This is a genomic window from Alkalibacterium psychrotolerans, from assembly GCF_054784355.1.
Map to the genome: position 1 here is coordinate 1 of NZ_BAAGPH010000016.1, position 13950 is coordinate 13950.

11 protein-coding genes, 1 pseudogene and 1 other annotated feature are annotated in these 13950 nt (G+C 43.3%); of the genes and pseudogenes, 2 read left to right on the forward strand and 10 right to left on the reverse strand.

Annotated features, from left to right (window positions below; genetic code table 11):
- The first annotated feature begins 505 nt into the window (after positions 1-505).
- Both ACYVLS_RS02630 and ACYVLS_RS02635 read left to right on the forward strand, forming a co-directional pair.
- Positions 506-1717 carry a quaternary amine ABC transporter ATP-binding protein gene (locus ACYVLS_RS02630; RefSeq protein WP_460320904.1) on the forward strand — a complete coding sequence of 404 codons (1212 nt, stop codon included), beginning with the start codon at positions 506-508 and terminating at the stop codon, positions 1715-1717.
- Positions 1710-3516, forward strand: a pseudogene (locus tag ACYVLS_RS02635) (ABC transporter permease/substrate binding protein). The gene ACYVLS_RS02630 and the pseudogene ACYVLS_RS02635 overlap by 8 nt, the downstream one beginning before the upstream one ends.
- A 79-nt stretch (positions 3517-3595) precedes the next feature.
- On the opposite strand, the gene ACYVLS_RS02640 reads toward ACYVLS_RS02635, so the two are convergent.
- The 10 genes from ACYVLS_RS02640 to ACYVLS_RS02685 form a co-directional block, all read right to left on the reverse strand.
- Positions 3596-4789, reverse strand: coding sequence for an amidohydrolase (locus ACYVLS_RS02640; RefSeq protein WP_460320907.1), 1194 nt, complete (start codon positions 4787-4789; stop codon positions 3596-3598).
- A 57-nt stretch (positions 4790-4846) separates the two neighbouring features.
- On the reverse strand, positions 4847-5665 hold the full coding sequence (locus ACYVLS_RS02645; RefSeq protein WP_460320910.1) for a MetQ/NlpA family ABC transporter substrate-binding protein: 819 nt from the start codon (positions 5663-5665) through the stop codon (positions 4847-4849).
- 27 nt (positions 5666-5692) lie between these two features.
- Complete coding sequence (locus ACYVLS_RS02650) at positions 5693-6373, reverse strand: methionine ABC transporter permease (protein WP_460320912.1); 681 nt, start codon at positions 6371-6373, stop codon at positions 5693-5695.
- Between the two features lie 12 nt (positions 6374-6385).
- On the reverse strand, positions 6386-7456 hold the full coding sequence (locus ACYVLS_RS02655) for a methionine ABC transporter ATP-binding protein (protein ID WP_460320914.1): 1071 nt from the start codon (positions 7454-7456) through the stop codon (positions 6386-6388).
- 389 nt (positions 7457-7845) lie between these two features.
- Positions 7846-8106, reverse strand: a binding site (T-box leader).
- A 147-nt stretch (positions 8107-8253) separates the two neighbouring features.
- Positions 8254-9432 carry a cation:proton antiporter gene (locus ACYVLS_RS02660; protein ID WP_460320916.1) on the reverse strand — a complete coding sequence of 393 codons (1179 nt, stop codon included), beginning with the start codon at positions 9430-9432 and terminating at the stop codon, positions 8254-8256.
- A gap of 58 nt (positions 9433-9490) precedes the next feature.
- Positions 9491-10138, reverse strand: coding sequence for a pyroglutamyl-peptidase I (pcp, locus tag ACYVLS_RS02665; protein WP_460320919.1), 648 nt, complete (start codon positions 10136-10138; stop codon positions 9491-9493).
- A 22-nt stretch (positions 10139-10160) separates the two neighbouring features.
- Complete coding sequence (locus ACYVLS_RS02670) at positions 10161-11084, reverse strand: DUF979 domain-containing protein (RefSeq protein ID WP_460320921.1); 924 nt, start codon at positions 11082-11084, stop codon at positions 10161-10163.
- Positions 11084-11773 carry a DUF969 domain-containing protein gene (locus ACYVLS_RS02675; RefSeq protein WP_460320924.1) on the reverse strand — a complete coding sequence of 230 codons (690 nt, stop codon included), beginning with the start codon at positions 11771-11773 and terminating at the stop codon, positions 11084-11086. Before ACYVLS_RS02675 ends, ACYVLS_RS02670 begins: the two co-directional genes overlap by 1 nt.
- Before the next feature lie 667 nt (positions 11774-12440).
- Complete coding sequence (locus ACYVLS_RS02680; RefSeq protein ID WP_460320926.1) at positions 12441-13541, reverse strand: hypothetical protein; 1101 nt, start codon at positions 13539-13541, stop codon at positions 12441-12443.
- Positions 13542-13737: 196 nt separating this feature from the next.
- Complete coding sequence (locus ACYVLS_RS02685) at positions 13738-13950, reverse strand: heavy-metal-associated domain-containing protein (RefSeq protein WP_460320928.1); 213 nt, start codon at positions 13948-13950, stop codon at positions 13738-13740.

A 13950-nucleotide genomic window follows, 5' to 3' on the forward strand; every position in this document is an offset into this window, starting at 1 on the left:
CCTCCTGGAGTACGTGTCTTAGTCGACAACCTAATTGTACCATATGGGGGGGTTCCTTTTTTCTATGTTTTAAAAAAGTTGATTTATCAGGTGTTAAACACGACAAATAATTATGAAATTGGCTCAAGTAGGCAAATTATAGCGACCCAAACACACAACTTTCACAAAAACGCCGTAATATACAGTAATATTTTAACAAGGACGGAGTATGCAGGTCAAACTATACGCTTAGTACGGCTTTTTTCATGAAAACTATTTGTTGTTTTCATAAATGTAAGAATTTCATGTTATAATTGACACGATTTCGTAACTTCTAATCTAATTCTTAGAAAGCTTTCTGTATAGGTTTCGTAAACGATAACATTTCACAACCTCTTTTGCTGTAAAGGTAAATTATTTTACACTATAACCTTTATTTGGTACATTTAAAGGGTGAAGAGATACAAATAACAACTGTTTTCAACCAGTCAAACATTAACATATTTTAATTAAGGAGGGGCTTTTATTGACTACAAAAGTAGAAATAAAAAATCTAACAAAGATTTTTGGTAAAAAAGAACGTCAGGCTTTAGAACTAGTTAAAGAAGGACAGTCTAAAGAAGAAATTCTTAAGAAAACCGACGCGACAGTCGGTGTCAACAAAGCAAGCTTTAAAGTGGAACAAGGCGAAATATTCGTAATAATGGGGCTTTCCGGAAGTGGTAAGTCCACATTGGTTCGTATGCTGAACCGTTTAATCGAACCGACTGAAGGTAACATCCTCATCGACGGTGAAGATATTTCAACCATGGATAAAGACGCACTGCGAAAAGTTAGACGAGAAAAAGTCTCAATGGTATTCCAGAATTTCGGACTGTTTCCTCACCGAACAATCTTAGAAAATACTGAATACGGTCTGGAAGTACAAGGCGTTGATAAGTCTGAACGCCAGAAAAAAGCCGAAAAGGCATTAGATAATGCCGGACTTCTTCCATATAAAGACCAATATCCAAATCAGCTGTCAGGTGGTATGCAGCAGCGTGTCGGTCTGGCACGAGCGCTCGCCAACGATCCTGAAATTCTTCTGATGGACGAAGCCTTTTCAGCTTTGGACCCATTAATTAGAAAAGACATGCAGGATGAATTGCTCGAAATGCAAGAAACGATGCATAAAACAATTATTTTCATTACTCACGACTTAAACGAATCTCTGCGTATTGGTGACCGTATCGCCATTATGAAAGACGGAGAAGTTGTTCAAGTCGGTACAGGAGAAGAAATACTGACAAATCCTGCCGATGATTATGTTGAGCGTTTCGTGGAAGATGTGGACCGTTCACGCGTTCTTACAGCGGAAAACATTATGGACAAACCTCAGACGCTTCGTCTGAAACAAAGCGGACCACGAGTGGCTATGCAACGCATGAAGGCTGAGAATTTGAGCAATATGCTGGTTATTGATAAAAATAACGTTTTACGAGGATATGTGACAGATGAAGATGTTCTTGAAGCTGTCAAAGCGGGTGCACAAGATCTTCAGTCTATTCTCAGAACGGACATTCCTAAAGTTTCAAGAGAAACTTTAGTCAACGAACTTTATCACATTATTCATGACAGTTCGACTCCAGTAGCTGTTGTCGATAAAGATGACAAACTGCTCGGTGTCGTTGTAAGAAGTCTGGTACTTGGTGCGCTAGTCAAGGATCAGGACCGAGAGGAGGAAATAGTTAATGAATAATAGTTTATTATTAGACCAGATACCTCAGCTGCCTGTTTCACAATGGATGGGCGATTTGATTGACTGGTTGACACAGAACTTATCTTGGCTCTTCGGAGCAATCCGGGATAGCGGATCGTGGTTAATGGACGGTTTAACTGATTTACTTCTAGTTATCCCGCCGGAACTCTTTATTATCTTGCTCGTTGCTCTTGCTTTCTTTGCTAACGGCAAGAAACTCGGTTTACCGGTATTCACACTGATTGGCTTGATTTATATCTACAACCAGGCTTTATGGGAGCCGTTAATGTACACCATTACACTTGTTCTCGTAGCCAGTCTCTTGTCCATTGTTATCGGTGTTCCGGTGGGAATCTGGATGGCTAAAAGTAAAACCGCCAACTGGATTATCACCCCTATACTCGATTTCATGCAGACTATGCCGGCTTTTGTTTACCTGATTCCAGCCGTTGCATTCTTCGGAATCGGTATGGTACCTGGTGTGTTCTCCGCTATTATATTCGCGCTTCCACCAACCGTTCGTTTCACTAACTTGGGTATTCGCCAGGTTAACGATGAAATGATTGAAGCTGCGGAAGCATTTGGTAGTACGGGCTCACAGCGTTTATTCAAAGTTGAACTGCCTTTGGCTAAACCAACAATTATGGCTGGAATTAACCAGACCGTGTTGCTTGCCCTATCAATGGTTGTTATAGCCTCAATGATTGGAGCACCAGGACTCGGAGAACGCGTAATCAATGCCTTACAGCGTGCTCAAGTTGGACCAGGGTTCGTAGCTGGATTCGCCTTAGTTGTACTGGCAATCATCTTGGACCGTGTCATGCAAGGGTTTAACAAAGCTAAAAACGAATAATTAGACAAATCAACTATATCTACACACACTTAAGGAGAGATTTATGATGAATACGACTTGGAAAAAATTAGGATTGACCGCAGCATCTGCTTCAGCACTATTTTTAGCAGCCTGTGAAGATAATGGTGATACAGCCGATAACGGTGAAGAAATCGAATCAGTTGTTGATGGAGACGAAATCACTTTAGCTTATGTCAGCTGGGATTCAGAAATTGCTTCAACCAACGTTGTTGGAACTGTTCTTGAAGATTTAGGTTATGACGTAACAATGACAGCACTAGATAACGCAATTGTTTGGGAATCTATTGCTACTGGTGATGCCGACGGAATGGTTTCCGCTTGGTTACCACAAACTCACGGTCCTCAACTTGAGCAACACGAAGACAACATTGTAAGCTTAGGGGTTAACCTTGAAGGTGCAGTTGTTGGATTAGTCGTTCCTGAATACATGGACGTTGATTCTATTGCTGACTTATCAGACGAAGCTGGTCAAACCATTACAGGTATTGAAGCCGGTGCTGGTGTTGTCGCTGGAGCTGAAGAAGCACTTGAAGTTTACGATAACCTTGAAGGCTGGAGCGTACAAACTTCTTCATCTGGAGCAATGGTGACTGAATTAAACTCTGCTTACCAGAACGAAGAAGAAATCATCGTAACAGGTTGGTCTCCACACTGGAAGTTTTCTTCATATGACTTGAAATACCTTGAAGATCCAGAAGGCGTATTCGGAGATGCAGAAGTTATTGAAACATTCGTCCGTCAAGGTCTAGAAGACGACATGCCGGAAGCATACCAAGTACTGGACAACTTCTACTGGGAAACAGAGGACATGGAAGAAGTTATGCTTGAGATTGAAGAAGGTGCCGATCCTGCAGATGCAGCACGTAACTGGGTTGACAACAACCAGGATATCGTTTCTGAATGGACAGAAGGTTTAGGCGAATAATCTTTGAATAGATTATCCTAATTTAATAAATTTAAAAAATCACCTAATGAGCGTTTACCGTTCATTAGGTGATTTTTTGTTAGTCTTTCAAATAGTCCAGCGCATAGCGGACATGCAGCTCGGTGGCATAAACCAGGCCTTCTTCCGCAATATCAAATTTCTCATGATGATGACCATACCATGTGTCTGAATCATCCAAATCACGGGTACCTACCCGTGCGTACACTCCCGGTGCTTTAGAAAGGAAATCGGCAAAATCATCTGCCCCCAGACTTTTGGGCTGACTTCTAATGACATTGTCTTCTCCAACGATTTCCTCGGCAATACGCGCTGCGCGGTTTGACGGTTCCTCTGCATTGATTAAAGGAGCTGCTGCATCGTAATTTTCAAACTCTACTGTCGCTCTGTGTGACTCGGCAACACTTTCTGCTACACGCTTTACAGCTGCCAGCACATGTTCTCTCGTCTCATGGCTGAAGGTTCGGACTGTTCCTTCCAGAACTGCCTGATTGGCCACGATATTATAGCGTGTGCCTGCATTCAACACACCAACGGCCACAACCACATTGTCCAGCGGGCTGACTTCCCTGCCAACTATACTTTGCAGTTCGACTGTAATCGCAGCAGCGGCCAGCAGGGCGTCGATTCCTTTATCCGGCTGAGCAGCATGAGCACTTTTGCCATGAACCTTAATTTTAAATATATCGCATGAGGCGTTGGTGGCTCCTGGGACGGAAACGATTTTGCCGACCGGTACACTTGAATCGAGATGAAGGCCAAAAACCTGATCCACTCCCTCAACAAAGCCTCCTTTTACAAATTGCCTTGCGCCGGCACCTATTTCCTCTGCCTGCTGAAAGGCCAGTTTAATTGTGCCGGTAAACTGGTCTTCCTGCCTCTTCAGTATTTTTGCAGCACCCAGCAGAGCCGCTGTGTGCCCATCATGTCCACATGCATGATGTAGACCCGGATTCCTTGATTTATAGGGTTTGTCTTTCGCGTCTTCCAGCTCCAGTGCATCGATATCTGCACGGAGTAGGACTGTTTTTCCCGGACCTTTTTTTCCTTTAATCGTACCGATTGCTCCTGTTTCCCCAACTGATTCATAGGGAATAGCTAGTTTATCCAGTTCTTGTTTGATGCGTTTGATTGTCTCGTATTCTTTCAGGCTAGCTTCAGGATACTGGTGAAAGTATCGTCTTAAGCCAATAACTTCTTCTGCCCCCTCAAGAACTTGGGCTTTTATTGATGAACCGGTTAGTGTTGTGCTCATTACACTCATTCCTTCCGCATACTAGTCGTTTAGTTTTGATAAGGTTTAGCTGTGTTATTAGTCCCAGGCGGGAATGGATGATCCGGCTGACGACTCTTCTATTACTTCTTTGGTATCTTCTGACTGATAGGCATCAACAATTGCCTGGTATACCTCATTTTCCGTATCGTCTTCTCTGGCAACAATAATATTGACGTAAGGTTCCGACTGATCGTTGACCGGTTCAAGAAAGATGGAATCTTCTGACGGTACGAATCCTGCATCCACAGCCATGCCTGAGTTGATTATGGAGACAGCCACATCCTGAAGTGCTCTGGCGGTTTGCGCCGCATCCAGTTCCTGAATATCCAGATTCAGTGGGTTGTCTGTGATATCATTTACTGTTGGTGTGACTCCTGCTTCTTCATCCACCGATAGCAAACCGGCTGTCTGCAGAAGTAAAAGGGCACGTCCGCCATTGGTGACGTCATTAGGAATGGCCACCGAGTCATTTTCTTCCAGTTCATCGATATCAGTCAGACTGTCCGAATAAATTCCCAGTGGAGCAATGACTGTATCGCCGATTGGCACGAGCTGTGTGCCGCTGTCTTCATTAAATGATTCAAGGAAGAGCTTGTGCTGAAAGGCGTTCAAATCAATGTCCCCCTGTGCTAATGCATTATTCGGCTGAGAATAATCAGTAAAGCGAACAAGTTCAACTTCAATGCCTTCTTCTCTTTCCAGCTTTTCTATCACAAAATCCCAGACATCATTATCTTCCCCTACAACACCGAGTGTCACTGTTTCATCACTTCCGGCTGCCGCACCGCACGCCGCTAATATCACTGTTAGTAAGCTTAATCCTAATGTCACTGCCCATTTTTTAATGTTTTTCATCTTTAATTTCCCCTTTTTGTTTTAATTTTAATGACTTGTTTTTCTTACTAGATAATTGCCGATAACCTGACTGATCATAACGATAATTAAAATAGCGATTGTGGCAACGAGTGTCACGTCATCCTGGAATCGATTGTAGCCTCTGGCAATCGCCAGGTTTCCCAGCCCACCTGCGCCGACTGCTCCTGCCATGGCGGTGAGTCCAATTAGATTAATAATGGTGACCGAAGATACGCGAATTATAGAGGGCAGGCCTTCTTTTAAGTAAACTCGAACTATAATTTCAAAAGGAGAAGATCCCATTGCCTCTGCCGCTTCGACCACTCCCTGATCCACTTCCAGCAGGGCATTTTGTACCTGCCTTGAATAAAAGGGAACCGTGCCCACCACTAAAGGTACAATTGCTGCTGTCGTACCGATAGATGTTCCAACAATCAGACGGGTGATTGGTGCAATCAAGGCCAGCATGATGATAAAGGGTACTGAACGAAAGGCGTTGACTCCTTTTTCAAGTAAATCATACAGCTTCTGATTTTCCAAAATGCCGTGTCTTTCGGTAACGACTAGTGTGATACCTAGGATAACACCCAAAATTCCAGCTATCACTGCTGTCACTCCTACCATATACAAGGTTTCCCAGATACTGTTGAGTATTTCCGGTTGAATACGTAACGCGTTTTCGAACGTTGTTTCAAACCAATTGACCATAGTAATTCCTCCTTACCCAATTTTCTTTCTGTTTAACGGTATGACTCTTTGTTCGTAGTCTAGCTGATTGACTTTAACGTGATTTGATTCAAGGAAAGCTATAGACTTTTCTCTCTGTTTCTTCTCACCGGACAATACGACAATCAGATTGCCCACAGGTGTCTGCTGCAGTATTTCCACATTTCCGTATAAGATATTCGTCGTGACCCCAAACTGGGCATACAGGCTGGCTATCAGCGGTGTACTCGTACTTTCGCCCACATAGGTGATACTGGCGAGCACGTCTTCCTCTGTCAGCTCAAGCAGCGTCGGGTGCTTCCTGATTTTTTCAAGAGCCTTGTCAATATGAGTCGCCGTATCAATAAATTCATGCGTCAAGGCTTCTTTCGGCTCCGTAAACAGTGACACCAAATCCCCTTTTTCAACGACTTTCCCATCGTCCATCACCGCTACTTTATTGCAGATTTCTTTTACTACCTGCATTTCGTGTGTGATGATGACAATGGTCAAAGACAATTTTTTATTGAGTTTCTTCAGCAGTTCCAGAATTGATGACGTCGTTTTAGGGTCCAGTGCGCTCGTTGCTTCGTCGCATAATAGGACTTCCGGATCATTGGCCAGTGCCCGAGCAATGGCCACACGCTGCTTCTGACCTCCTGACAACTGGGAGGGATAGGTGTGTTTTTTATCTGAAAGTCCCACCAGTTCAAGCAGTTCATCTATTTTTTTATCCATCTCTTTTTTAGACAAGCCCGAATGTTTCAGTGGGTAAGCAATATTTCCGGCGACTGTCCGGGCACGCATCAAGTTAAAGTGCTGGAATATCATACCAATCTTCTTACGTGCCGTCCGCAGTGACTTGGGTGGCAAAGCTGACAAGTCTTCTCCGTCTACGATTACCTGACCAGCCGTGGGCCTTTGAAGAAGGTTAATGGTGCGTACCAACGTACTCTTACCCGCTCCGCTGTAGCCCACAATGCCATAAATGTCTCCCTTATCTACTGAAAGCGTCACGTTTTGTACGGCATTGACTGTCTGCCTTTCATCTTCGAATGTTACATCTACCTTTTTCAATTCAATCATGTGAATCCCCCTATGACTCATTTCTTTTGTAAATAAAAAAGCCGTTCATCCTCTCAACCAGACCTGATCTGATTAAAAGGACGAACGACTAGTCCGTGTTACCACCTTTATTCGAACCGCCTAAGGCCGGTCCCTCAAAGAACACAGGAGTTGCCTCCTAAGTTCAGGCGCTGTAGTGGGCGCACCCATGATAATCTTATGCCAAAAGACACTCGGTATCCTGCTTCGAGCCCATTTTCCACTTACTCAAGCAAACCTGTTTTCACCAGTTCAGGCTCTCTGTCATTGCTGTCTTGTAAGTGTACTCTACTCTTCATAGCAGTGTGTACTATTCAAATTTATTCCAATAAAAAAACGTCCTTAAAAAATCTCCATCTTTCAGAAGATTTTCTAAGGACGACTTAACTGTATGTGTCGTGTTACCACCTTAATTTACAGCACCATCTCTAGTGCTGCCTCTGCCAGTGCACAGGATTGCTCCTGTAGACTGCGTCACTGTAACGGGTGAACCCGTAGTAGACTTAGCCTGAACGGTTTGCCTACTCCACTCCAAGATCATTTTCCATTTATTCACTCTTATCTGCTCTCACCTCACGCAGACTCTCTGAGAAGACTTCCTAAATGTACTTTTCTTTTCACATTGTTTTCACTGAATATTTTAATTTTTGAACTTGAGTATTACTATAAAGTCTCAGCAAGTATTTGTCAAACCTTTATTTAAACTTTTTTTGAAAAACATCTGGTTTAACAGGAAAACTATTTTTTAATGCTCCTAACTATCAGTTATTTCCAGGTTCTTAAAGATCGAGCTGGGTCAACAGTTTCGGCGCTGAAGCATAAATTGCAGCTGCTCCAAGCGGGGCTGTAACAATAATAGATAAGACGGCCAGCGCTAAAATCGTTGCACCCTGTTCTGCTCCCATTGCTAGAGGCATGGCTCCAATTGCTGCCTGAACCGTTGCTTTAGGTGTGTAGGCAATCATACAAAAGATTCTTTCTTTTGTATTTAAAGGTGTACCCATCGTCGCAATCCAGACGCCTAAACTTCTTCCCAGCAAACCGAGTATGATGATAAGAAGGCCAATTGACCCTGCTTCCAGTGCCACTTCGATGTTAACTTCTGCTCCGACCAATGCAAAGAGAAGAATCTGAAGAAAGACCCACAAGCCGGCTAAAGACTGATTGAAATGGTTGGTATGCTCGGGAATTTTTTCGAGCAGTAGAAAACCAATCGTCATCACACCAAGCAGGGCTGCTATCCCTACATGTTCGCCCCATTCGACAAAGAGGATGGAAACGGCAATCAGAAGCAGCAGCTTTTCTACGTATTTGTTTTTAATTTCCTTGAATACGAAAACGGCAGCATAAGCGATTGCCGCTCCACCCAGTACACCAACAATAATACTGAATGGAATAAAGGCCAGATCCAGTACAAGTGAGCTATCTCCTCCACTTGTTCCCAAGCCGAGGAAAAACGTAAACAACGTGATGGCAAAGACATCATCAATGGATGTCCCTGCCAGCAGAAGTGTGGGTACCTGTTTATCTTCACCAAAACGCTTTTCTTTCAAGTCGAGCATACTTGGTACCACGACAGCAGGGGATACGGCCGCAATAATAAACCCCAGCATCCCAGCTTCGGCAAAGGAGAAGTTCATCAAGTAATACGCCAGTGCTGTAATGGTCAAGCCTTCCAAAATACAGGGTAAGCTGCTGATTTTCAGCGCTATCGTTCCAACCTGTTTAATCTGATTTTTTTTAATGCCTAAGCCTGCCCTAAGTAAAATGATAATTAGAGCAAAGGTACGAATGCCTTGAGACACTAACAACAAATCGGCATCAAGCCAGTCGAGTACATAAGGGCCCAGCAGCACGCCTGCAAACAGCATACCGATTAAAGGGGGTAATTTCAGCCGGGAAACCAGCTTCCCTCCGATGTACCCCATTAGTAAAATTAAACCGATTCCCGTTAACATATTCCTGTGCTCCTTCTTTATGTAGACAGCTGGAGAAGCTCTTCTCCAGCTATTATATTTAGTGAATGGCGCCGCCTATTTCTTTAATGTCCTCTTTACCATGGTAAGCAACAATTGCTTCAATGCCAGCATGTAGACCCGTTTTAATATCTTCCAGATTCATTGACGGCTGATTCGGCTTGCTGACAACCTGTTCCGGAATAAAGGGAACATGGACAAAGCCGCCCGTTTTTCCCGGGAATTCATTTTCGATATGATAAAGCACCTGGTACATGATGTGGTTGCAGACAAAGGTTCCGGCCGAATTGGACACAGTTGAAGGAATCCCGGCGGACCGCATATTTTCTACCATCGCCTTGATGGGAAGCGAACTGAAGTATGCTTCTTTCCCATCTGCCTGAATTTTTTCGTCTATCGGCTGATTCTGTTCATTGTCCGGAATGCGGGCATCATCTATGTTGATGGCCACACGCTCGGGAGTCACACCAAACCGACCACCGGCCTGCCCGACACAGAGGATGACATCCGGATTGGTTTTTTCTATTTCTTTTTTAAGAACTGAAAAAGATATGTGAAACACGGTTGGTATTTCCAGTTTCACAATCTCAGCATCCGCTATCTTGTCACCCAAAAGCTTCACTGCTTCATAGGCCGGATTTACTTTTTCCCCGCCAAATGGATCAAAACCTGTAACTAAAATTTTCATTTCGTCTCATCCTTTCCTTTTTTTAAAATGCCCAAACGTACATTAAACCAATGTGGACAACAATCATAATTAGTGCATATGGAAGCTGTTCACGAATAACACCGTTTGGATTTTTCATTTCCAGCAGTGCAACTGGAAGGGCATTAAAGTTGGCTGCCATCGGAGTCATTAAGGTACCGCAATATCCCGCTGTCATGGCCAGTGCACCAGCAATAACAGGATCTGCTCCTTGAGCAATGACGAAAGGCACACCAATACCAGCTGTAATAACGGTAAACGCTGCAAAGGCATTTCCCATAATCATAGTAAACAGTACCATGCCAAGCACATATGCCACAACTCCGAGTAACTGATTGCCTTCAGGAACGACCGTTGAAATCATACCGGAAATGACTTCACCGACTCCGGCTGCTGTAAAGATAACCCCTAGTGCCGCAAGTAACTGAGGCAAAATACCGACAGTTCCAACTTGACGAACCATCCGGTCTCCTTCGTGAAGAGCCGTTTTGGATGACGACTTAGTTATCAGCATACCGATAATCAGCGAGAGTACAGCAGCCATACCAATACCGACTTGCCCTCCTAGAGGAGTGAACTGTGCTACCACAATAGCTATAAAAGCCAAGGAAACAACGGGAATGAATATTTTGTTTCCGATACGTTTGCTGCTAGCTTGAGCTTCTTCTTCAGTGGCCTCTTTTATCGGACCTATTTTCACTTTATTCATGAATGTCAACACACCCATGCCTACCACTATCAATCCGCTGATAAACGGCGGAATGAATCGTCCCAGAGAGAAAGTGATTGCCAGTAAAAACCAGAAGGCTGCTGTCGGTAACCGAGTGGGGTGCTGTTCGTCTGTAACGATTCTGAATCCAGTATACGCCATCAGCAGGCCTGTCAGTATGAAAAAGAACTCTAGCAAGTAATCTGAAATAAGCTCCATTATTTATCCTCTCCTTCCTTGCGTGTTGGCTCTTCACCTAAACGCTTATCAAATATAATATTAGATACAATGACTAGGATAAGAGCTATGAATGCTACCGGAAGTGATGCTTGGGCAATGCTTACTGCAGATACATCGTAACCTAAAGATTCCAATGTTCCTGCTATTAGAAGGACACCTGACGCAGCAATAAAAGTATTTTGGGCAAAGAAATTTCCCAAGTTTTCCATCGCTGCCGATTTTGCCTTAATTTTCTCCTGAGTCTTTTCATTATCCTTATCAAATTTCGTTTTAGCAGAAGCCTGAGCCATCGGTTCGATGAGCGGACGAACGAATTGAGTGTGTCCCTGTATACGAATAGAGAAGAAACCAGCCAATTCACGGATAGCCATGTATAGCGACAGGAAACGACCTGTTGTCAGCCCCTTTACTCCTTCTATCAGGCGTGTAGCCTGTTGCCTTAAACCAAATCGTTCTGTCAGCCCAATCATAGGTAATGTCAGAAAGAATAACGTTACAAGACGGTTAGATACAAATGCTTCTCCTAACAAGGTTAGAAACTCCATGATAGATAAACCCGATACTAGCGCAGTAGCCAGCCCAGCGACGATAACAACTGCTATTGTATCCACCTTCAAAATAAAACCTATAAGTATTATTAAAATACCTATTAAACGAATATATTCCATAAATTCTCCTCCTTATATCAGTCTAGTATAAAGTAAACTCTTCTATCCTTTCAATAGCCGTCAGTGACTATATAAGAACTCAAATTTTCCAGATTTAATCTTTACTTGTGAAAATCACAGACAATTTCTTGTACAAGTACTTTAATTTCAGCTGGAAATACTTGATAATTACTTTCTTCGGCAGACTCCGCAACAACATTTCACCGAGCATACCGAACTGGGCCTCACATCGGTCTGCTCGGCTTGTTTTTTTGCTCGAGTATACCGAAGTAGGCACCTCTTCGGCAATCTCGACTGATTTTTGATTTGGGTGTGCCAAAGTATTCTAAAGTTCGGCATGCTCAAAATTATTTTTTAAGCAGTTTACCCAGGCGACACTTTTTTCAGCATACTCAGCTCTGTCCTTACGCCCACTTTACCTAACCACCGGCAACTAGAGCATACTCCAGCTAGACAAGTGCTTGAGTCTGCCAAATAACTGCCTAGTTAGGTAAACTTATCAGAATCACCCCGCTGACTCTACCTAAGTCACACTCAATGCTGTTCAGACACGCTCTAAGGCGTGTCTGTTCCTTTATAAAAGCTTTTAAAATTACGAAAAAAGGAATGCGCCTGCAGGACGCATTCCTTTTTTCGTAATTTTTAGTGATTGTTTCGGGATAAAAGCTTAATAGCGTGTTCGGCGGTCCGGATCGATTCTCTTCCAGCGTATGGTGGTGTCCATATTTTCCAGCTTGACAATCTGGGTACACTGATAGGTTCGGTACCAGGATTTAATATTAGGGGTCATGCTGTTCACGACACGCTCAAGGCTTGCGCCTTTAGGTGTGTCCCATGAGTCCGGAAAGGACAGGTTAATAATAGCTTTTCCCTGCTGATAGACCACATTATATTTCCCGTGAAGTTTTCCCGCGTCTCCAGAAGGACGAATTTCAAAGTCCCCATACATAGGTTTGGCATCCATGACTTCCCGGTGATTTGGAAAGGCTGGTGAAAATTCTACTTCTATTGGATGAGTTTCATGATTAACTGTAATTTTTTTCAGCTTATATAAATCATTAGAGGATTCGTAAAGGTACGTATTGTCTTTACCTTCTGCGATTCCGTTCTCATCGATTTCAACCCGCTCCAGTTTATACCTGCCTGCTTCATTGAAGTTAGTCACAACCGTGTTTGTTGAAAACTCAACATAGTACCGCGCCTGGAAATCTTTCGGAAAGGCAAACGGATCTACGTCAATCATTTCTCCATCAATGGACAGGAAAATATCCGTATCTCTCTTGCGCGCAAAGTCGAAGTTATACAGGAAAAACAGCGGCATGGAATGTGGCTCTGACAAGTGATTCCCTACAGATGGGAGCCACGTCAATGGCGTGGAATCTTTATCGATGCGTTCATCCACGTACATAACCGTCCGGCGGCCCAGTTTGTCATTAAATACAAAGCCAGCATCCAACTGTCCATCTACATGTTCAAAATAAGCCTCGTCAAAGGGAACCACATGACGCTCCTTGAGACCTTTTCCTCCCACAGAAAAGATATCCTCTTCTTCCGACATGTTTAATGTATCCTGGACGTAGGAATCTCTATAACCATCCGTTCGCCAGGCCAGGACACGGAATCCTTCTCCGTAGGGTTCGCCGTTTATATAATGAAATTCGAACGCTTCGTACTCACTGTCCGGATTTTTATGGAAGTGGAACATGGCCATTTTTTTAATTGGCCTCAGCTTAAAACGAAAAGGGACATATGCTTTACCTTTTTTCATCATTTCACCTTCTTTATCAGTCTCGTCTATCTTCTTCATAGTCATCTTTAAATATTAAAAAGGTATAGTTTCTTTAATGATACACTATTTTTGAGTCAGTGTAATCAATTTTGATTGAATTAACTTCTTAACTCATTTGATGTTTCTATGTAAAAAGACCATTTCTGCAAGGAGAAATGGTCTTTTGTCAATCAGTTTAAGATTTAACAGATACGACAGTGTAACTTGTATCTTCGAGAGCCTGTCTGATTCTGTCTTCTGACAGTTCGGTTTGAGACGTCAATGTGGCTTCTTTTGCTTCCAGATTCACGTCGACTTCCTGTATGCCTTCCAGTTGCGTGAATGCTGCTTTAACTGACTTAGCACATCCCTGACAACTCATGCCTTCTACTGTTGCTGTGTAATTCAT